Source organism: Nocardia sp. bgisy118, assembly GCF_057708605.1.
Genome location: NZ_JBYISM010000010.1, coordinates 169158 through 189838, shown reverse-complemented (window position 1 = coordinate 189838; position 20681 = coordinate 169158). Strand labels below are relative to the sequence as shown.

Below are 20681 nucleotides of genomic sequence, written 5' to 3'. Positions count from 1 at the left end.
GCCATGGCGACACCCCACGAACCCAAGCAGGACCGCAGCCGAGCGACACGGCAGCGGCTGCTAGAGGCGACCATCGACTGCCTGGCCGAGATGGGCTGGGCCGCCGCCACGGTCGCGGTGGTCGCCGAACGGGCGGGGGTGTCGCGCGGTGCCGCCCAGCACCACTTCCCGACCAGGGAGGATCTGATCACCGGCGCGCTGGAGTACATGTTCGACACCCGCATGGACCAGGCCAAGACGGAGGCGCGGACGATCGCGGGGGTGGCCGAGGGCGTGGGCCGGACGGAGGCCGTCGTGGCCGGACTGGTCGAGTCCTACACCTCGCCGCTGTTCAAGGCGGCGTTGCAGGTGTGGACGCACGCCGCCGCCGATCCGGTGCTCCGCGAGCGCATCGTGCCCTTGGAGGCGAAGTTCGGTCGCGTCGCGCACCGCAGGGCCGTCGAGGCGCTCGGCGTCGACGACTCCGATCCCGTCGCGCACCACTTGGTGCAGGCGACCCTCGACCTGGCTCGCGGGCTCGGTCTCGCCGACGTCCTCACCGACGACTCGGCCCGTCGCAAGGAGATCGTCCAGCAGTGGTCGGCGACACTGCATTCTGCCCTCACCACGCCACGCTGAGGTCTGCACTGCGCGGCTGCTGAACCATGCTCCTGCGCTGTGCGGCTCTCGCATGGCGCGGCTTCCGCGTTGTGCGGCTCTCGGGTTGTGCGGTTCTTACGCAGTGCGGCTCCCGAATAGTGCTGCTCCGCGCTGAGTAGCTCCTGACCTGCATGTTCTGCGCGATGTCACACTCGTCGGCCCCGTGTCGTCCTCCCTGTGAACGCGGAACACCGCCGCAGCGGAACACAAGGAGCAGGACATGAACGCCAGCAAGAAGATCGCCGTCGCCGGAGCCACCGGACGTCTTGGCCGTCACGTCGTCGACGTGCTGAACGAGCAGGGACACGAGGTGGTGGCCTTCTCCCGCGCCAACGGCGTGGACATCGAGACCGGCGCGGGCCTCGTCGAGGCGCTGGCCGGGGTGGACGTGGTGATCGACGCCTCGAGTACGCCCTCCGCCGACAAGGACGTCGCCACCGCGTTCTTCACCGCCGCCGCGCGCAACCTGCACGAGGCGGGCAGCGAGGCGGGGGTCGAGCGGTTGGTCGTGGTGTCCATCATCGGCATCGACAGCACGGTCGCGGGCTACAACGCCGCGAAGCTGGCGCACGAGCAGGAGCTGGCGAAAGGCCCGCTGCCGGTGCAGATCTTGCGGGCCGCGCAGTTCCACGAGCTGGTCGAGGTGATGATGCAGTGGGGCACCCAGGGTGAGGTCGCCTACCTGCCGAACATGCGCACCCAGCTGGTGGCCGCCCGCGCCGTCGCCGAGAAACTCGTCGAGTTGGCCGTGAACCCGGCCCCGGAGACCACCGACGGACCGTTCCCTGAGATCGCCGGACCCCAGCCGGAGACCATGGCGGGCGCGGCCGCGCTGCTCGCCGCCCGGCGCGGTGACGCGGTCCGGGTGCAGGAGATGAGCGACCCGGCCAACCCCGACCGCGAGCGGTTCGAGGACGGCACACTGCTGGCCGGTCCGCACGCCACCCTGGCGGGTCCGACGTTCGCGGAGTGGGTCGAAGCGACGTACTCGGCCGCCAACTGAATGCTCGACGCCGCCGCGCTGAATGTTCGACACCGCTGTGCGGTGTGCGAGCTGCTGCGCAGTATTCGATGACGCCGCGTGCTGTTCGATGACGCCGCGCATTGCCCAACGCCGCTGCGCACCGGATCTCGAAAGAGCCGGTGCGCAGCGGTTTTTCAGCGTGCGGTCAGGTCGTAGACGGTGACGCCGTCCACCTCTTGGGCGGTGAAGTTGGCCCGCACCCACGCGGTGATCTTCGCGCCCTCCGACGACTCGCCGCCGTTCGGGCGGTTGTCCTCGCCGCCGAGGAAGTAGTGAATCTTGCCCTCGGCCACGTACTGCTGGAACTGGGCCAGCGTCGGCGACGGATCGGTGCCGTTGAAGCCGCCTATCGGCATCACGGGCAGCTCGGTGGCGAGCTGATAGCCCGCCGCCTGATTGGAGCTGACCGTCGCCGCCACCCAGGTGTAGGCGTCGCCGTCGTCTTCGAGCAACGCGACGAGTCGATCGCCGGGCATGCTTGCGCTCATGAACCCGCCGCCCGGGCCGCCGAAACCGGCTGGGCCGCCCATAGTTCCGTCACCCGACTGCGACGGCGCCGTGCCGTTCGGACCTGTGGCCGTACCGCCCGGAATCGCGGGGGCGCCGCCCCCCGGAGTCATGCCGGGCGCTCCTGGCGCGCCGCGCAGTGCCCCGTCGCTTCCGTTGCGCCCTGGCATCATCGGTCCACCACGCATACCGCCACCGTCGCCCGGTCCGCCGGGGCGACCGCCGAAGCCGAAGCCGACACTCGGACCCGCCGACGGGATCGGACCGGAATGCGGTGTGGCCAACGTGTGCGCGGTGTACGCGACCGGCCCGGCCAGGCCGACGAACGCGACGGTCAACGCGGCCGCGAGAGAACGCTTGCGCCCCAAGGGAAACAGCAGCGCCACCGTCGCGGCGACACCCACCGCCAGTACGGCCCACCGCAGCCACGGCACGAAGTCGACACTGCGCGAGAGCAATATCCAGGCGGTCGCGGTCGTCACGCCGGTAGCGAGGGCCAGCGCCACCCGAGCCAGGACCCGGTCCCGTTCGCGCCAGAGCAGGACCGCACCGGATCCGGTCAACGCCGCGATCGCGGGCGCCAGCGCGACGGTGTAGTACTGGTGGAAGATCCCCGCCATGAAGCTGAAGACCAGGCCGGTCACCAGCAGCCATCCGCCCCACAGCACCAGCGCGGCTCGTCTGCCGTCGATTCGAGGACCTCTGCCGCACAGAACGATCCCGGCGATCAGCGCTACCAGAGCCGCGGGGATCAGCCAGGCGATCTGCCCGCCCTGCGCGGGTTCGAACAGCCGGGTGATGCCGGTGTCTCCCCACATCATGCCGCGGCCGCCTTCCGCGCTGGGGCCGACGCTGCCGGTCTCGTTGCCGTTGAGGCGGCCGAGTCCGTTGTAGCCGAGCGTCAGCTCCAGGATCGAATTGTTCTGGGAGCCACCGATCCACGGCCGCGAGGACGCGGGCCAGAGCTCCACCGCCAGCAGCCACCAGCCCGCCGCCACCACCATCGCGGCGCCCGCCGCGCACAGCTGCGCGATCCGCTTGCCCAGCGCGGGCGGACCCGCGATCAGATAGGTCAGCGCCAGCGCGGGCACCACGAGCAGCACCTGCAACTGTTTGGCCAGGAATCCGAAACCGATGAAAGCGCCTGCGAGCACGAGCCAGCGCCAGCGTCCGTCCGCCACCGCGCGCAGCATGGCCCAGGCCGCGGCGACCATCAGGAACACCAGCAGCGCGTCGGGGTTGTTGAACCGGAACATCAGCGCGGCAACGGGAGTCACAGCGAGGACGAGCCCGGAGAGCAGGCCCGCGGCGGGCCCGAACGAACGCCGCACCGTCGCCCACAGCAATGCCACCGTGCCGACGCCGAGCAGCACCTGCGGCACCAGAATGCTCCAGCTGCTCAGGCCGAACAGGCGCACCGCGAGTTCCATCAGCCACAGCGAGGCGGGCGGTTTGTCGACGGTGATCGAGTTCCCCGCATCGGAGGAGCCGAAGAAGAAGGCGATCCACGACCGCGAACCCGCTTGTACGGCGGCCGAATAGAAGGCGTTCGCCCAGCCGTTCACGCCGAGGTTGTAGAGGTAGGCCACGCCGGTCCCGATGAGCAGCGCGGCGAGCGCCGGGTACTCCCAGCGATTGCGCTTCGTCAGGCTCGAGTTCTGCTGAAGCGAAATGGATTTCGGCGGGGTCAGCGTCGCGGTGCTCATCGGCGGCCCTCGTCCACCACGGTCGTCCGGTACTGCCGGCCGCCCGCGTGCCGGAAGACCCAGCGCAATCCGACGAACCGCGCCAGGGTCGCCACGAGATTGGCGACCACCAGCACCAGCAGTTCCCAGTGCACGGGCGCGTCCGGCGCCCAGCGATGCAGCGCGAACAGCGAACCGCTCGTGACCAGCAGGCCGAACCCGAAGAGCAGCAGTCCCTGGAATTGGTGTGCGACAACGCCGTTCGTGCCGCGCACACCGAAGGTGAAGGCGCGGTTGGCCGCGGTGTTGCCGACGGCCGTCATCAGTAGCGCGAGGAAATTCGCCGCCTGCGGCCCGGTCAGCGGTTGCCACAACAAGTAGAGCAGCAGGTACCCGACCGTCGAGGCGACGCCGATGAGCGCGAACCGTACCACCTGACCCACCATGCCCAGCGGCACGCCTGGTACCAGCGGTTCCCGCCCGATGGCCCGCCGCACGTCGTCCAGCGGCAGCGCGCCGGTGGCCATGGCCCGGCCGAGCCGCCAGATGCCTTGAAGATCTTTGCGCGCGGTGTCGACGATGTCGACGCGGCTGTCGGGATCGTCGATCCAGTCCACCGGCACCTCGTGGATGCGCAGACCCGCGCGTTCGGCGAGCACCAGCAGTTCGGTGTCGAAGAACCATTCGCCGTCCTGCACCAGCGGCAGCAGCCGCCGAGCGACATCGGTGCGCGTCGCCTTGAAACCGCACTGCGCGTCGGAGAACCCGGTGCGCAGCGCGGCCTTCAGGATCAGGTTGTAGCTGCGGGAGATGAACTCGCGCTTCGGTCCGCGCACCACCCGCGAGCCCGCGGTCAGGCGGGTGCCGATGGCCAGGTCGGAGTGGCCGGAGACCAGCGGAGCCACCAGGGGCAGCAGTGCGTCGAGGTCGGTGGACATGTCGACGTCCAAATAGGCGACGACCTGCGCGTCGGAGTGCTCCCACACGGCGCGCAGCGCCCGGCCGCGGCCCTTGGCGTCCAGGTGCACCACGCGCACGTCGTCGTATTCGGCCGCGAGCAGCCGGGCGACCTGGAGAGTCGCGTCGGTGCTCGCGTTGTCGGCGATGGTGATACGCGCCGGGAAGGGGAAGCCGCCGCCCAGGTACGCGTGCAGTCGCTGCACGCAGATGCCCAGGTCGGTCTCCTCGTTGTAGACGGGAATCACCACGTCGAGCACGGGCGGTCGGCCCGTGGCTCGATTCTGCTGCGCCGCACTGGCGACGGCCACGGTTTCGGTCATGCTCCCACCGTCGGCGGTGTAGCTGCCGTGACGCTGGGACCGGGCTGTGAGGTTGCTGGGTACGTTAACGCCCACGCGCCGGACGTCCCCAGCGCCGCGACATGGCGGAAGCGAAGGTGGAGGTACGCCCACTGCCGCAGTCCATCCTCAGCCCTGCGCGTGGCCGGATGTACGCCTAGCGCAGTCGTCGGATGCGCAGCACCGTGTCCTCCCTGCGGCCGTCCTGCCCCTCGGGACCGGGCCATTCGCGACCGACGACCTCCTCGGTCTCGACCCGCCATTCCCCTGGCTTCGGATCGAGGGCGGCGAGCGTGCCGGGGATGGTCGGGAATTCGAAGAACGGCGGCTCGGTCATCCAGGTCGGCCAGCCCGCGTGCGCCACGACGATCAGCACACCGCCGGGCGCGACGGCCTCGGCGGCGAGCCGCAAGATCTTGTCGCGTTCGCCGTCCGCGGCGACCGGCGAATGCAGGAACTGGGCCGACACCAGATCGAACGAGCCCTCGGGGAAGGAATGCGCGAGATCGTGCCGCTCCCAAGTGATTCGGTCCCCGACGCCCGCCGCGGCAGCGCGCTCGGCCGCCCGTTCCAACGCGGTGGCCGACACATCGGCCGCCAGCACCCGCCAGCCACGCTCGGCCAGCCAGATGGCGTCGCCGCCCTCGCCGCAGCCCAGGTCGAGCGCGGCGCCAGGCGCGAGATCGGCGGCTTCGCGGACCAGCAACACATTCGGTTTCCCGGTCCACACCTGCTCGCGCTCACGGTAGAAGTCTTCCCAGTACTCCTGAGCGGTGGTTTCGGTCATCGAACGCCTCTCCTGACCTGCGTATGCCGGTGATGGACCGCGGGGGAACCCGCAAGAGCATGGTGCACGCAGGTCGAGAAGCCGTGCCAGATTCTTTGCCGTTTCGGCAATCGACTACTGATCGAAGTCGATGTGGACGCGGTCGGAGACAGGCACGGACTGGCACGCGAGGGTCAGGCCGAGTGCGAGATCGGCGTCGACCAGCGTCTCGTTGCGCAGCATCCGCACCTCGCCCGCGCGGACCGTGCACGCGCACGCACTGCACTCGCCCGCTCGGCAGGAGAACGGCGGGTCGTAGCCGTTGGCCAGCAGCACCTCGAGCAGCGTGCGGGTGCGCGGCCACGGCAGTTCCAGCGTGCGTCCGTCGAGTGTGACGGTGGCGGTTGCCGCGCCGGATTCGGTGGGCGCGCCGGGCAGTTCGATGTCGGCGAACGGATCGCCGGTCAACGACTGGAACTTCTCGTGGTGGATGTGCGACTCCGGCATGCCGATCGCGCGCAGCGCAGCGGTGCACGCTGCCATGAAAGGCGCTGGGCCGCAGAGGAACGCGTCGTAGCGTGGGTAGGGGAGCAGCAGGTCACGCAGCGCGGGCGTCGTCGGCAGGCCGCGCTCGTCGACCAGCCAGTGCACCACCGTGAACCGATCCGGGAATTCGACCGCGATGTCCTCCAGTTCCGCGCCGAAGATCACCGCGCCCGCGTCGTCGTTCGCGTAGATCATCAGCACCGTGCCCGAACCTGCGATCAGCGCCGACTTCGCGATGGACATGATCGGGGTGATGCCGCTGCCCGCCGCCAGCAGCAGCAGATCGGCGTCCAGCGATTTCGGCACGAACACCCCGGACGGCGCGAGCACCCGCAGCCGCATGCCAACGGACACGTTGTCGCACAGCCAATTCGAGGCGTAGCCGCCGGGCGTGCGCTTCACCGTGACGATCGCGTCGTCGTCCAAGTGCGGTGAGCTGGACAGCGAATAGCAGCGGGCCACCGATCCGGTGCGGTCGCTCGGCACCTCGAGGGTGAGGAATTGCCCCGGGTGGTAACGGAATCGAGAGACGAGCGCGTCGGGAATCTCGAACACCAGCGAAACCGCCGCATCCGTCTCCTCGATCACCTCCACCACTTCCAGGGTGTGCACATGGGAATTGGCCCGCGTCATCGGTCCCGCCTACAGCTCGATGCCGAACCGGCTCGCGGCCCGCTTGCCCAGCCGGTACAGCGGCACGCCGAGATCCTCGTAGTGCGGCCCGAGCAGCCGCGGGATCAGGTCGAAGCCGCGGGCGTCCGGCCCGATGAGCACGCGCGCCTTGTTCTTGCGCACGCCGCGCAGGATGATCTTCGCGGCCGTTTCCGGGCTGGTCATGGTGATCAGCTCGAAGCCGCGGCGCACCGTCTCCCGATCGACGTTGTCCGGTATGCCGCGCGCGTTCACCGCGATCTCGGTCGACACGCCGCCGGGATGAACGCAGGTCACCCCGACCGGATATCCGGCGATGCGCATTTCCTGCCGCAACGCCTCGGTGAAGCCGCGCACCGCGAATTTGGCGGCGTTGTACGCGCTTTGGGACGGTATTCCCATCAGGCCGAAGACCGAGGAGATGTTGACGATGTGCCCGTCGCCGGAGGCGATCACATCGGGCAGGAAGGCCTTCGTGCCGTGCGCGACGCCCCAGAAGTCGATGTTCATCACCCAGTCGAAATCGTCCCAGTCCATGTCGAGGACGTCGGCGCTGAGCGCCACCCCGGCGTTGTTCACCACCAGGTCGACGCCGCCGAACTCGGTGCGGACGTCCTCGGCGTGCGCGTAGACCGCGGCCCGCTGCGCGACGTCGAGCTGATAGGGAATCGCGGTGGCGCCGAGCTTTTCGCAGCGACCCGCGGTGTCGGCGACCGCGCCGGTGTCGATATCGGACAGCGCGAGGCGGCTGCCGTGGCGGGCCAGCTCCAGCGCGAGCGCCCGGCCGATGCCGGAGCCCGCGCCGGTGATGACGGCGACCTTGTTGTCGAAGTGGCGCATGAGATATCCCCCTTCAGCTACCGGTGATCGTGGTCGGGAAGGTTTGGGCGGGATGGTTTTCCAGCACGACGGTCGGTCGCGCCGGGACGCTCGGCGCGGGTCCGATGAACTCGTACTCGTCCGGCCGCAGCCGCCTGGTCTGTAGCCAGTACTGCCAGGTGAAGCCGGACCACAGCGTGCGGTTGTTGCCGTGCTCGTCCAGATACCAGCTGCGGCAGCCGCCGGTGTTCCACACCGAGCGGCCCAGCTTCCGCTGGAGTTCGGCGTTGAAGTGGTCCTGCGCCGTCCGCCGGGGCACCAGCGCCGCCGCGCCGCGCGCCCGCACCTGCAGGATCGCGTCCAACACGTAGTGGATCTGCGACTCGATCATGAAGATGACCGAGTTGTGGCCGAGCCCCGTGTTCGGGCCGAGCAGGAAGAAGGCATTCGGCATGTCCGCCACGGTGATCCCGCGGTGTGCCTGCACGCCCTCCACGGTCCAGCGCGCGGCCAGGTCGACGCCGTCGCGGCCGGTGATGGACAGGGTGGTGAACGAATCGATGACATGGAATCCGGTGCCGTAGACGATCACGTCGGCCGGGTGCTCGACGCCGTCCGCGGTGACGATGCCCCCGGCGGTGAAGTGGTCGATGCGGTCGGTGACCACCGTCGTCTTGGGATCGGCCAGCGCCGGATAATAGGTGTCCGAGCCGAGCAATCGCTTGCAGCCCGCGCGGTAGTCGGGCGTCACCGCGGCGCGCAGCGCGGGATCGGCGATCTGGCGCGCGATGTGCCGCTTGCCGAACCATTCCAGCGTCTTCAGCAGGTCGGGCCTGCGGGTCATCGCGTAGGCGGCGACCTCCGCGCCCCAGTAGATGCCGTTGCGCAGCGCGAAGCGCAGTCCGGGCACCCGTCGCAGCGCGGTGCGGAACCGATCGGAGAAGACGACGTCGGCGCGCGGCAGCACCCACGGTGCGGTGCGCTGGAACACCGTCAGCGCGCCCACTTCGTCCACGATCTCCGGCACGAACTGGATCGCGCTCGCCCCGGTCCCGATCACCGCCACCCGCTTGCCGCGCAGGTCGGCCCCGTGGTCCCACTGCGCCGAATGGAAGGCGGCGCCGCCGAATTCGGAACTGCCCGGGAACTGCGGGATGCTCGGAATGTGCAGCGCTCCGATGGCCGAGACGACGAAACGCGCGACGTACTCCTGGCCGTCGGCGCCGAACGCGTGCCAGCGCCGTTCGTCCTCGGCCCAGTACCCGCGAACCATGTGCTCGCCGAATCGGATACGGTGGCGCAACCGATACTTGTCCGCGACTTCCTGGAGATAGTCGAAGATCTCCGGCTGCTCGGAGAACAGCCGTCGCCAATTCGAGCGTGGCTCGAAGGAATACGAGTACAGGTGGGTCGGCACATCGCAGGCGCAGCCCGGATACGTGTTGTCTCGCCAGGTGCCGCCGATGTCGTCGGCCTTCTCCACGATCAGGTAGTCGCCGAGTCCCGCCTTGTCCAGCGCGATCCCCATGCCGAGGCCGGAGAATCCACTGCCGATGATCAGTACCCCGGTGCGCACCGGAGCCGAATGCCGCGCCGACATAGCATCACTTCCCTCGGGTCATGCCGCCGCGCGGCGGTCGAGGTCGTCGAGAATGTCCTGCGGCACACTGCGCGACATGCGGTAGAGCCGCCGCGTCACCGCGCCGTCGAGCATGCCCACCTCGTGGGCGAAACGCAGCAGCGGCTCGCCCGCGAAGGTCGCGTTCACCTGGAAGTTCGGTGAGGTGAAGGCGGCGAGGAAGCCGCGTAGCGGATCGATGCCCACCGACCGGTACACGCGCGGATTGATCAGCACGGGATACACGCCGAGCACCATCACCGCGAAGACCACGCGGTGGAAGGCGTTGGACACCTTGCCGCGCGCCTCGATGGCGCGCACCAATTCCTCACGGGCGTAGGTGATGTGGCGCGCCTCCTCCAGCACGTGGATCTTCATCAGCTGGCGCACATGGGGTTGCAGGTCCGGATCGTTCATGGCCTCACGCTGCAACCGGTCCAAGATCTCCTCGATCAACAGGGTGCCCGCGTAAGCAGAAGGGCCGAGCGGGATGAAGGTGGCGAGGCGGCCGAGCTTGCGCCCGGTCTTCGGCAGCAGATACGGCCGCAGTCCGGTGAGATTCACCAGGCGGCTGAACATCGTGGAATGCCTCGTCTCCTCGCCGATCTCGGCGAGCGCGTAGCGGGCGTGATCGTCCACCAGCTGCTCGCTCTCCAGCACGGTGCGCAAGAGCATCGTGCTCAGCCCCGCCTCCGCGATGATGCCGAAGCTGAGCACGCTGACCAGCTCGTGCAGTCCGAGTTCGGTGCGCTGCTCCGGGGTGAGTCGTTCCCACAGCGCGGTGCCGTACAGCGACTGCCGGTGTTCCGGCATCCAGTGCTTGCCCGGCTCGATCGGCGCGTCCCAATCGATGTCGACCTCGCCGTCGTAGGCGCGCTCGGCGGAGGAGCGCAGCAGGCGCTGGGCTGTCTTCTGCCGGTCGCCGACGGTCTTGCGACGTACCGTCGAGGCGCCCGCGGTGGTGACGATGGGTTCGGCTTCGGTGGTCATCGCACCGCTCTCCCGTTCGTGATCGAGCGAACGTCCGACATGCCCTGGGGCCGGTGCGTTTCGCGGAGGAAATCGCGCACGGTCGCCGTCGCGGCGCGTGCGTTGCGTCGATAGGCGCCGGTGGTAACCGCGGCCGCGGCGCCGGCGAGTGGATGGATGCCGACGGCGCGATACACCGCCGGGTGCACGAGCGTCGCGTAGGCGACGGCCACCACGGCGCTGAGCATCCAACGATGCAATGCGGCGCGAATCGGGCCGCGAGAGTCGATGGTGCGCAACAACTCCGCGCGCGTCACCTCGATGTGGCGCGCGCTGGAGGCGGCGTGCAGCACGGCCAGCTGGCGCAGGTGGGGCTGGATGTCCGGATCGGCGGTGAGCTCGCGCAGCAGCTGAGCCGCCATCTCCTCGACGAGCAGGCGGAAGCCGAGCGCGGTGGGGCCGTCCGGGATCCACAGCGTGAGCTTGGTCAGCGCGCGCAGCGGCGCGGGCAGCCGGTAGGGCGGCAGGCCGGTCGCGTTGATCAGCCTGCTGTACATGGTGGAGTTGCGGCTCTCGTCGTGAATCGCCGCGAGCGTGAATCGCGTGTGATCGTCGACGGGATCGCGGCTTTCGATGACGTCGCGGAACATCAGCATGGACAGCATCGACTGCGCGTAGATGCCGATGCCGAGCATGCTGACCAGCTCGTGCTTGCCGAGTTCGCGCCGCTGCTCGGGGGTCAGCCGCTCCCAGAGCCTGCTGCCGTACAGCGAAACACGTTCCGGCGGAAGCCAATGCTTCGCGGGATCGGGCGCCGCGTCCCAGTCGATGTCGAGATCGGGATCGTAGGCGGCCGCGGCGGCGCCCGCGAACAGCAGCCGCCGCGCGGTGGTCTGCCGATCGCCGATATGACGGCGCCGCCGCACGGCCGCACCGGACGGCGTGGTGGCGGGCCGGAAGCCGTAGTCGTGGCTGGACGTCATTGTCCCCACCAGCTCTCTGTGCTGGGTTTCAATCCGCTGTGCCGGAACGGCGGAGGAACGAGGTTCCCGCGAATGCGGAACTCCTAGTACCCAGTACCGCTAGTTCCGTGTACATTGACGAGTGTGTCCTACGTCTCACTCGATGTCAACGGTCGAGGTCGAGTGGGGTGTTACGAGCGAACGCAGGAGCCGGGATGAACAGCGCCTTCGCCGACAGTCCGCACGCGGGATCCGATTACCTGGGCGCGGCGACCCTCGTCGTGCATGGCCGCGAGATCCCGGTGCAGGTCGAACTACGCGGCTATCGGGAACCGATCGACGGCATCTACCGGTGGTTCGGCCGGATTCGCCCGAACGACGACCTCTCCGCCGCGCTCGGTGACGAGCCGCGCACCAGGGTCACCATCCGCACCGAACACAGCGCCCGCGAGGGCTATGTCGGCGATCCCGATCCGTGGCGGCGCTTTCGTATCACGGGCAAGAGCACCCCGCCTTTTCCGGTTCCGACCGAGTTGCCCGAGGTCGAGTAAGGAATTGGTACGGTCGGAGCCGTGATGCACAGCCGCCGGGAAATCGACAAGGCGCGGCCCAAGCGGGTCGACGCCCGCACCGAGCGGTGGCGTGCGCATCGGGTGAAGGTGCGTGACGAGTTCGTCGACGCGGCGTTCCGTGCGCTGGACAAGTTCGGCCCCGACGTCAGCATGGGCGATATCGCCAAGGAAGCGGGCGCCGCGAAGCCCAAGCTGTACCGGCACTTCGAGGACAAGACCGACCTCTACAACGCCATCGTCGACCGGGTGCGCGACATGCTGTGGGAGCGCATCATCTCGAGCATCGACCTCACCGACGACTCGGCTCGCGAACTGGTGCGCCGCGGCGCGGCGGAGTACGCCCTGGTGGTCACCGAGCACCCGAACGTCTTCCGTTTCATGCTGCACAGTCACTTCACCCAGCAGGCCGACGAGTCCGAGCGGGCGTTGCAATCGGCCAGGCAGTCGGCGCGCCGGGCCGCCGAGCTGTTCGCCGGTCTGGTCGAGGACGAGTCGATCGACGTGGCGAGTGTCGAGCTCGTCAACTATTCGATATTCGGTGCGGTCGCCTCGGCCACCGACTGGTGGCTCGGCGCGAATCGACTCCAGGCCAACACGATGCCGATCGAGAAGTTCGTCGCCTACATCGCCGAGATCGTCTCGGCGCTCGCCGAGGCCAACGCCCGTCTCAACGGCATCGTCATCGACGCCGATCTACCCCTGCACCGGGCCTTTTCGGCCGAATCGTCCTGACCCCGGAGTGCCGCCGCGGACGGCACAGGGGCCTTGCCGCGTCCACTGTGAACGCCGTTGTTCCTGGCCGAGCCGCGCCGTTGAGGCCGGCCGTGTTCGCGACAACCTCAGTATGGACCCGCCCACCGACAAGTTTTCGCGGCCGGACTGCCGGACGAACGAGGCGTGGACGTCAGGAGTGACGCAGCCGCCACAGCGGCGAGACCGGGCCGTGGCCCGCGCCGAGATCGTAGGAGGCGGCCAGGCATCGGCGGGTCCATTCCTTGGCGAACTCGACCGCCTCCGGCACCGGATAACCGTGCGCGAGGGCGCAGGCGATGGCCGCCGCGAGGGTGTCGCCGCCGCCGTGGTCGTTACCGGTGGTGAGGCGCGGCGCGGTGAACTCGTGGAAGTTCTCGCCGTCGAAGAGCAGGTCGGTGCTCGTCTCGGAGGGGCGAAGGTGTCCGCCCTTCACGATCGCCCAGCGCGCGCCGAGCGCGTGCAGCGCCTCGGCCGCGCGTCGCGCCTCGGCCTGGTCGGTGACCGTGATTCCGGTGAGCAGCCGGACCTCGTCGAGGTTCGGCGTCACGACCGTGGCGAGCGGAATCAGCGTGTGGCGCAACGCATCCAGTGCCTCCATGTGCAGCAGCGGGTCGCCGTGCATGGACGCCGCCACCGGATCGACCACCAGCGGAATCGTGCCGTCGCGGCCGATGCCCACTTCGCGGCAGACCTCGGCGACCGCCTCGATGATGGCCGTCGAGGCGAGCATGCCCGTCTTGGCCGCGCCGACGCCGATATCGCCGACCACCGAACGCACCTGGTCGGCGACGATCTGCGGCGGAATTTCGTGGAAGCCGCTCACGCCCACCGAGTTCTGCACCGTCACCGCCGCGACCGCGACGCACGCGTGCACCCCGCACATCGCCATCGTGCGCGAGTCGGCCTGGATCCCGGCGCCGCCGCCGGAGTCGGTGCCTGCGATGGTGAGGACGCGGACCGGAGTCTGTCCGTCGGCGGGAAGGGGCAGCAGTTTCACAGTCCCGACCCTAACGCCTGGTGGGCGGTGCCCACCCGCCCGCTACGAAGCAAATGAAAACCATTACCATTAATCCGTGACCACTTCCACGCGCTCCGATCTGCTGCCCGTCACCGTGCTGTCCGGTTTCCTCGGGGCGGGCAAGACGACGCTGCTCAACCACATCCTGGCCAACCGCGAGGGCCGCCGGGTCGCGGTCATCGTCAACGACATGAGCGAGGTGAACATCGACGCGGCCCTGGTGGCGGGCCAGGGGCACCTGGACCGCACCGAGGAGAAGCTGGTCGAGCTCACCAACGGCTGCATCTGCTGCACGCTGCGCGAGGACCTCATCGAGGCGGTGGGCAGGCTGGCCAGGGAGGGGCGCTTCGATCAGCTGGTCATCGAATCGACGGGGATCTCCGAGCCGATGCCGGTGGCGGCGACCTTCGACTGGGAATTCGAGGACGGCTTCACACTCGGCGACATCGCGAGGCTGGACACCATGGTGACGGTCGTGGACGCCTCGACCTTCCTCGGCGAGCTGGTCCGCGGCCAGGCGCTGGCGGAACGGAATCTGGAGGCGGGCGAGGGTGACGAGCGCAGTATCGCCGATCTGCTGGTCGACCAGGTGGAATTCGCCGACGTGCTGTTGATCAACAAGACCGACCTGGTGAGCGCGAACGCCGCGGGGACGGTGGAAGCCACGGTGCGACGGCTGAATCCGCGCGCTCGCGTGCTGCGCATCGAGCGCGGCGTGGTCGAGCTGGGCGAGGTGCTCGGCACCGGACGGTACAACCCGGTGGTCGCGTCCGAGACGGCAGGTTGGGCGGAAGAGCTTGCGGGCGGCCATGTTCCGGAGACGGAGGAGTACGGCATCCGCAGCATCACCTACACCGCCGAACGTCCGTTCCATCCGGGTCGATTGGCATCGGCTCTCGACCAGCTGCGAGCCATTCTGCGCAGCAAGGGATTCTGCTGGATCGCCAGCAGGGCGAGTCTGGCGGCGATCTGGTCGCAGGCCGGACCGAACCTGACCTTCGAGCCCGCCGCGTGGTGGTCCTCGCTGGAAGTGCCCGCGGGACAGGAGATCGTCTTCATCGGCGTGAAGCTGGACGGCGACCGGGTGCGCGCACTCTTGGACGCCGCATTGCTCACCGACGCCGAATTCACTGCGGGACCGGAGGTCTGGGCAGATTTCGACGACCCGTTCCCGGCGTGGGGCGAGCTGCACGAGCACGCCTGAATCGTGGTGGCCGCGCCGCTGAACTGCCGTCGATCGCTTTCGATGCGCGGCATCAGTGCGAGATGCCTGGCGTCCGGCGCAGATAAGTCGAATCGGTGAGCTGTTCGAGCAGGAATTCGGCGATGTCGGCCCGTGCGATCTTGAGCGTGAGGCCGCGCTCGGAGCCCGGGAAAGCGCGGCGGTAGCTGCCGGTGCGCGGGCCGTCGGTGAACGCGCTCGGCCGCACGATGGTCCAGTCCAGGTCGCTGGCCCGCACGTACGCCTCCTGCTCGACGTGGTCGTTGTAGGCGCGGCGCAGCAGCATGCCGAAGAACACGTGCTTCCACAGGAAGTTGAGGTTGTCGCGGCTGTCGCCGACGCCGAGGGTGCTCTGGCAGATCAGCCGCTTCACCCCGGTCCGGTGCATCGCCTCCACGACCGACTTGGTTCCGGCGTAGCGCACCAGGCCCTTGCGGCCGTCGCCGAGCGCGATCAGCACCGCGTCCTGACCGGCGACCGCCCGCTCGGCCTGGTGCGTGTCGAAGACGTCGCCCTCCACCACGCGCAGGCGCGGGTGTCGCTGGGTGACGCCCGCCGCGTTGCGGGTGAAGGCGGTGACCTCGTGGCCCTGCTCGAGCGCCTGCTCGACGACCAGGCGGCCGACGCTGCCGGTGGCTCCGAAGACTGCGATTTTCATGGTGTTCTCCCTTGCGGTGAAAGCTGGTGTGCCGTTGGTGAATCCAGTACATCAACGCGAAGCGAGACGAACCATGGCCGTGACTCTCGATGACATAAGCGAACGTCCACACGCCCCCGGTGCACATCCGGGACGGATGTGCACCGTTTCGGGGTGCGGGGTTACCGGTACGTCGCGAAGAACGAGCTGATCTCACCCGCGATCAACTCGGGCGCCGAGTGGTGCAGGTAGTGGGTCGCCACCTCGTGGGTCCGCCAGGACGCGATGGCCTTGTGGTCGCGCTCGGCGAAGCGGCGGATGCCGTGGAAATCGCCGGTGGAGCCGCAGAGCCCCAACGGCACGGTGGTCGGCTCGGACGGATGCTGCGCCTTGGCGTTCTCGAAGTACTGCCGGATCGCCGTGCCCGCGGTGCCGGTGAACCAGTGGATCGCGATGTTGGTGAGCACGAATTCGTCGTCCAGCTCGGGGCCGAGCAGCTGGGCGTTCCAGCCGACGAGCCCGGTCGGCGAATCCGTGATCGCGTGCGCCAAGGTCTGGGGCTGCTGCGCCTGGAGGATGTTGAAGCTCATCTTGTTCTGCGCGAACCACTCCAGCGTCGCCAGCGACTGCTGCTCCCCCTCGGTCAGATCGGTCAGCTCGGCCGGATCGCCGGACGGGAACGAGTACACCTGCGAGACATGCACGCCCGCAACGTGTTCGGGATCGATCCGGCCGACCTCCGCGGAGATCTGCGCACCGCCGTCGTTGCCGACCGCGCCGTAGCGGGAGTACCCGAGCCTGCTCATCAGCTCCGCCCACGCCTTGGCGATCCGGGCGTTGTCCCAGCCGGATTCCTTTGTCGGGCCGGAGAATCCGTACCCCGGGACGGACGGGATCACCAGGTCGAAGCCCGCGGCGGAGAGCGGCTCGATGATGTCGAGGAACTCGACGAAGGTGCCCGGCCAGCCGTGGCTGAGGATCAGCGGGAAGGCGTTGTCCCGAGACGATTTCACGTGCAGGAAGTGCACGGTCTGGCCGTCGATCTCGGTGGTGAACTGAGGGTGGGCGTTGAGCTTCGCCTCGATCGCGCGCCAGTCGAAGCCGGTGCGCCAGTAGTCGACCAGGTGGCGGACGCGATCGACGCTCACGCCATAGGCATCGCCGGAGCCGGGGATCTGATCGGCCCACCGGGTGCGGGCCAGCCTCGACTGGAGATCGTCGAGCTCGGCCTGCGGGATGTCGATGCGGAAGGGGGTGATGGCGACCATCGGATGCTCCTCGTTTTTGAAACGGAATGCTTCGTTCTGTTCAAACAGTAACAGAACGGATCATTCCGTTTCAAGTGCTAGGCTGAAGTCATGCCGAAGACGCAAGAAGTCCCAGCTCGCAAGGGCCTGCCCGGCCGCAAGGCGCAGGCCGCCCGCAACGACGGGCTGATTCTGGACGCGGCGCGAGCCGTGTTCCTCGCCGACGCCAACGCCCCGATCGCCGCCGTCGCCGAGCGCGCGGGCGTCGGCATCAGCGCGCTGTACCGCCGCTATCCGAGCAAGGAAGTGCTGCTGCGCACCCTCTGCCACGAAGGGCTGCGCCGCTACAACGCGGAAGCGGATGCGGCACTGGAGGATTCGGACGGCTGGCGCGGGCTGGTCGGGTTCCTAGAGCGGGTGGTCGACGCCGACGTGCACTCGTTGACCGTGCACCTGGCGGGCACCTTCACACCCGACGACGCGATGTGGCCCGACGTGCTGCACTCGGGCGAGGTCAACGCCGAATTGATCCGTCGCGCGCACGCCTCCGGGCGGCTACGGGCGGAAGTGAATCCGCAGGACCTGGGGCTGATCCTGGAGGCTTGCTCGGCGATCGCCATGCCGGACGCGGAACGCACCGCCGAGCTGCGCAGGCGGACGCTGGCGCTGCTCGTCGCGGGTCTCGAGGCGGAGGGTGACCTGCCGGGGCCGCCGCCGGAGCCGGGTGAATTCGCTTGGCGCTGGCAGCCGCGCGTTTGAATGCGCGCCCGCGACTCCGTCTGTGGCAGCTGCGGCACGAGTGCCAGGCACACCACCGTCCGTGGCATGCCTACGGTGGTTGACAAAACATTGCCGCACCAGAGCAATCGATCGACGCTCGCTCACCAAGCGATGGCGGCCGCGTGTCGGAATGCGGCGCGGCGCCCGGCGGGCTGGTAGGAACGAAGCATTCGTCGGACGCAAAGGGGGTTCGCCATGAATTGGACGCTCGAGGTGGTCGTGGTTCCGGTCTCGGACATCGACCGGGCCAAGGACTTCTACGCGCGGCAGTTGGGCTTCACCGTCGACCACGACACCGAGATCGGTGACGACATCCGCATCGTGCAGCTCACTCCGCCGGGTTCCGGCTGCTCGATCGTGATCGGCAAAGGTGCGGTGCCCTCGATGACGCCCGGTTCGTTGCAGGGCTTGCAGCTGGTTGTCCCCGACCTCCACAAGGCGCGCGCCGAATTGGTCGAGCGCGGTGTGGAGGTCGGCGAGATCCAGGTGCTCGGTGAGAGCCCGACGACAATGCCGGACCCACTCGACAACGTCGGGTTCGTCTTCTTCGCGGACCCCGACGGCAACGGCTGGGCAATCCAGCAGATCTCGACTCGGGCCTAACTCACCGAGTGCCGAGGTAGAGCGTCTGGGTGCTGCGCCCGAGCGGGCCCTTCTCGTCGAACAGCGCCGACTCGGCCAGGCCGATGCCGTGCGGCTGGGGATAGGTGACCGCGTCGAGGCAGACCCATTCGCCCACCGGCTGGCGGTGCAGGGTGACGGTGAGATCGGTGTTGATGAACAAGTAGCGCGACCAGTCGAGCACCGAGCTCACGCCGTTGCCCGAATCGGCGGCGGCCAGCGTCCTCTCCAGCGGACTCGGATCGGTGCCTGCGACGATCGGATACTTCAGGCGGATCCAGCAGATCGCGGGCCCGGGTTCTTCGAAAGCGCCGGTGACGAAACGGTATTCGATGGCGGTGTGGAAGCCGACCTCGTGCGCGGCGGGGAAGGGAGCGGGAGCGGGCGCGTGCTCCGGACCGGGACGCACGCCCGTCGGGTGGATCTTCTCGGGCAGCGACAGCTCGGGTTCGGCCAGCTTGAATCGCCACGCATTGGCCTTCATCACCGGACCGCGCTCGGTGGACAGCGTCGCCTCCAGCAACTCCACACTGCGCCCCGGCCGGGTGACGCGGGCCTCGGCGATCAGCGGCTCCAGCGGCACGGGTCCCAGGATCTCCACCGCGACCCGCCCGATCTGGAATCCCTCGCGCGGCTCGCACCGCTCGATGACGTGGCCGAGCAGCGCCGACGGCGGGCCCGCGTGCTGCGCGTCGGGCGACCACGGCCCGCGCGTGAGTTCGGTCGAGAGAAACCGCTGCGGGTCGTCCGGATCCGGGAGGTAGAAGGCGTCACTCACGACTCCGCCTCGCTGACGCTCGGCTGCGTCGTGCGTGACAGCACACTGTGTCGATGGTTCGCTCGCTGACGCTCGCTCACGTTGTCGTCCGTCCCTCGGACCGGCGCCGCTGCCGGTCATCGAATAGTTCGTCCGGTTAACGATTCTGCCACGCAGGCCGAGTGGTCGGGTCTGCCGTATACCGCGCTCGGCGGCGCGACGCTCGAGTCGCGGCCCGTGCGACATCCCGTGCGTGCCGCACAGAGCCGGCAGCTCTGTGGGCGCGGGTGGGGCGAGTTCTGTCCTGGGCAGGGGGTCAGGCGCGGCCGAAGGTCAGCGCGACGTTGTGGCCGCCGAAGCCGAAGGAGTTGTTCACCGCGTAGTCGATCCGCTGCCGTCGGGGCGCGCCCGCGACGATGTCGAGATCGATGTCGGGAGCCTGGTTGTCGAGGTTGAGGGTGGGCGGGACGACCTGGTCGCGCAGGGTGAGCATCGTCAGGATGGATTCGAGCGCACCGACCGCGCCGATGGAATGCCCGAGCGCGGATTTCGGTGCGTAGACCGAGGCGTGCGGGGTGACGGCGGCGATGGCGTTGGCTTCCGAGACGTCGCCGATCGGTGTCGAGGTGGCGTGCGCGTTGACGTGGGCGATGTCGGAAGCGTTCAGTCCGGCCGTCTCGATGGCCTTGCGCATGGCGCGGGCCGCGCCGATGCCCTCCGGGTCGGAGGCGACGATGTGGAAGGCGTCGGAGGTGATGCCCGCGCCTAGCACCCGCGCGTGGATCTCGGCGCCGCGCGCCCTGGCGTGCCGCTCGGACTCCAGCACCATGAGCGCGCCCGCTTCGCCGAAGATGAACCCGTCGCGATCCCGGTCGAAGGGGCGCGAGGCGCGTTCGGGTTCCTCGTTGCGGGTGCTCATGGCGCGCATCATCGCGAAGCTCGCGATCGGCACGGCGTGGATGTGCCCCTCGACGCCGCCGGTGACCACCACGTCGGCCTCGCCGGAACGGATCAGCCGCCACGCGTGCGCGACGGCCTCCGAGGAGCACGCCGATACGGGCGCGAAAATGCCTGCCTTGGCGCCGATTTCGAGACCGACCGTGGCGGCGGGACCGTTCGGCATCACCATCGGCACCGACATCGGAGACACCTTTCGGTAGCCGCCCGCGCGCATGGCGTCGACGGCATCGATCAGTGCGTCGCCGCCGCCGAGGCCGGTGCCGATGGCCACCGCCAGCCGCTCACCCTCGACCTCCGGTGCGCCCGCGGCCTGCCAGACCCGCCTGCCGAGGACCAAGGCCAACTGCTCGACGTAGGAGTGCCTGCGCTGCTCGATCCTGCTCAGCTGCGCGGACGGATGCGCCTTCAGCTTGCCTCCGATGCGGACCGGCAGGTCGTACTCGGCGACGAAATCGTCGTCGAGCACGCCGATGCCCGTCTGTCCTCGCAACAGCTCCGACCAGGTCGTATCCATGTCGTCGGCGAGCGAAGTGGTGGCCGCGTAGGCGGTGACGACGACGGAGTCCGCAGTTTCTGAAGCGAGTGTTACAGTCACGATGTCATGAATACCTGTAGCACTCGCTACAGTCA

At 68.8% G+C, this 20681-nt stretch carries 20 protein-coding genes; 7 read left to right on the top strand and 13 right to left on the bottom strand.

Annotated elements, in window-relative coordinates:
• Window positions 1-3 precede the first annotated feature (3 nt).
• Entirely contained in the window at window positions 4-618 is a 615-nt protein-coding gene (locus AC3EO7_RS15400) for a TetR/AcrR family transcriptional regulator (protein WP_431971171.1), read from the top strand.
• A 241-nt stretch (window positions 619-859) separates the two neighbouring features.
• Entirely contained in the window at window positions 860-1642 is a 783-nt protein-coding gene (locus AC3EO7_RS15395; RefSeq protein WP_431971172.1) for an SDR family oxidoreductase, read from the top strand.
• A 155-nt stretch (window positions 1643-1797) separates the two neighbouring features.
• On the opposite strand, the gene AC3EO7_RS15390 is transcribed toward AC3EO7_RS15395, so the two are convergent.
• The 8 genes from AC3EO7_RS15390 to AC3EO7_RS15355 form a co-directional block, all read right to left on the bottom strand.
• Window positions 1798-3876, bottom strand: coding sequence for a glycosyltransferase family 39 protein (locus tag AC3EO7_RS15390; protein WP_435591537.1), 2079 nt, complete (start codon window positions 3874-3876; stop codon window positions 1798-1800).
• Window positions 3873-5135 (bottom strand): glycosyltransferase, encoded by a 1263-nt coding sequence (locus AC3EO7_RS15385; protein WP_435591536.1) that lies wholly within the window; start codon window positions 5133-5135, stop codon window positions 3873-3875. Before AC3EO7_RS15385 ends, AC3EO7_RS15390 begins: the two co-directional genes overlap by 4 nt.
• Before the next feature lie 175 nt (window positions 5136-5310).
• Window positions 5311-5940, bottom strand: coding sequence for an SAM-dependent methyltransferase (locus AC3EO7_RS15380; RefSeq protein WP_435591535.1), 630 nt, complete (start codon window positions 5938-5940; stop codon window positions 5311-5313).
• Window positions 5941-6054: 114 nt separating this feature from the next.
• A complete protein-coding gene (locus tag AC3EO7_RS15375; protein ID WP_435591534.1) occupies window positions 6055-7098 on the bottom strand; it encodes a 2Fe-2S iron-sulfur cluster-binding protein in 1044 nt (347 codons plus the stop codon).
• Window positions 7099-7107: 9 nt separating this feature from the next.
• Complete coding sequence (locus AC3EO7_RS15370; RefSeq protein ID WP_435591533.1) at window positions 7108-7956, bottom strand: SDR family NAD(P)-dependent oxidoreductase; 849 nt, start codon at window positions 7954-7956, stop codon at window positions 7108-7110.
• A 13-nt stretch (window positions 7957-7969) separates the two neighbouring features.
• Entirely contained in the window at window positions 7970-9535 is a 1566-nt protein-coding gene (locus AC3EO7_RS15365) for a flavin-containing monooxygenase (RefSeq protein ID WP_435591532.1), read from the bottom strand.
• Window positions 9536-9553: 18 nt separating this feature from the next.
• On the bottom strand, window positions 9554-10543 hold the full coding sequence (locus AC3EO7_RS15360) for an AurF N-oxygenase family protein (protein WP_435591531.1): 990 nt from the start codon (window positions 10541-10543) through the stop codon (window positions 9554-9556).
• A complete protein-coding gene (locus AC3EO7_RS15355) occupies window positions 10540-11505 on the bottom strand; it encodes a diiron oxygenase (RefSeq protein ID WP_435591530.1) in 966 nt (321 codons plus the stop codon). Before AC3EO7_RS15355 ends, AC3EO7_RS15360 begins: the two co-directional genes overlap by 4 nt.
• Window positions 11506-11699: 194 nt before the next feature.
• Here AC3EO7_RS15355 and AC3EO7_RS15350 point away from each other — a divergent pair, with 194 nt between their 5' ends.
• Both AC3EO7_RS15350 and AC3EO7_RS15345 read left to right on the top strand, forming a co-directional pair.
• A complete protein-coding gene (locus AC3EO7_RS15350; RefSeq protein ID WP_435591529.1) occupies window positions 11700-12035 on the top strand; it encodes a DUF4873 domain-containing protein in 336 nt (111 codons plus the stop codon).
• Between the two features lie 24 nt (window positions 12036-12059).
• The gene (locus AC3EO7_RS15345) at window positions 12060-12788 is read left to right on the top strand and encodes a TetR/AcrR family transcriptional regulator (RefSeq protein ID WP_431971319.1); all 729 of its coding nucleotides are present in this window, start codon (window positions 12060-12062) and stop codon (window positions 12786-12788) included.
• A gap of 172 nt (window positions 12789-12960) precedes the next feature.
• Here the strand turns inward: AC3EO7_RS15345 and thiD are convergent, their stop codons facing one another.
• Entirely contained in the window at window positions 12961-13806 is an 846-nt protein-coding gene (thiD, locus tag AC3EO7_RS15340) for a bifunctional hydroxymethylpyrimidine kinase/phosphomethylpyrimidine kinase (protein WP_435591528.1), read from the bottom strand.
• 76 nt (window positions 13807-13882) lie between these two features.
• Between thiD and AC3EO7_RS15335 the strand changes: the two genes are divergently transcribed.
• On the top strand, window positions 13883-15031 hold the full coding sequence (locus tag AC3EO7_RS15335; RefSeq protein WP_435591527.1) for a GTP-binding protein: 1149 nt from the start codon (window positions 13883-13885) through the stop codon (window positions 15029-15031).
• Between the two features lie 52 nt (window positions 15032-15083).
• Here the strand turns inward: AC3EO7_RS15335 and AC3EO7_RS15330 are convergent, their stop codons facing one another.
• Together AC3EO7_RS15330 and AC3EO7_RS15325 are read right to left on the bottom strand one after the other, a co-directional pair.
• Entirely contained in the window at window positions 15084-15707 is a 624-nt protein-coding gene (locus AC3EO7_RS15330; RefSeq protein WP_431971184.1) for an NAD(P)-dependent oxidoreductase, read from the bottom strand.
• A 161-nt stretch (window positions 15708-15868) separates the two neighbouring features.
• Window positions 15869-16954, bottom strand: coding sequence for an epoxide hydrolase family protein (locus AC3EO7_RS15325; RefSeq protein WP_435591526.1), 1086 nt, complete (start codon window positions 16952-16954; stop codon window positions 15869-15871).
• Window positions 16955-17044: 90 nt separating this feature from the next.
• On the opposite strand from AC3EO7_RS15325, the gene AC3EO7_RS15320 reads away from it, so the two are divergent.
• Both AC3EO7_RS15320 and AC3EO7_RS15315 read left to right on the top strand, forming a co-directional pair.
• Window positions 17045-17692: a TetR/AcrR family transcriptional regulator gene (locus AC3EO7_RS15320; protein ID WP_435591525.1), complete on the top strand. Its 648-nt coding sequence runs from the start codon at window positions 17045-17047 to the stop codon at window positions 17690-17692.
• Between the two features lie 216 nt (window positions 17693-17908).
• Complete coding sequence (locus AC3EO7_RS15315; protein ID WP_435591524.1) at window positions 17909-18316, top strand: VOC family protein; 408 nt, start codon at window positions 17909-17911, stop codon at window positions 18314-18316.
• Window position 18317: 1 nt separating this feature from the next.
• Here AC3EO7_RS15315 and AC3EO7_RS15310 read toward each other — a convergent pair whose 3' ends face one another.
• Window positions 18318-19112 carry a thioesterase family protein gene (locus AC3EO7_RS15310; RefSeq protein ID WP_435591523.1) on the bottom strand — a complete coding sequence of 265 codons (795 nt, stop codon included), beginning with the start codon at window positions 19110-19112 and terminating at the stop codon, window positions 18318-18320.
• A 295-nt stretch (window positions 19113-19407) separates the two neighbouring features.
• On the bottom strand, window positions 19408-20646 hold the full coding sequence (locus AC3EO7_RS15305) for a KasA/KasB family beta-ketoacyl-ACP synthase (RefSeq protein WP_435591522.1): 1239 nt from the start codon (window positions 20644-20646) through the stop codon (window positions 19408-19410).
• Window positions 20647-20681 lie beyond the last annotated feature (35 nt).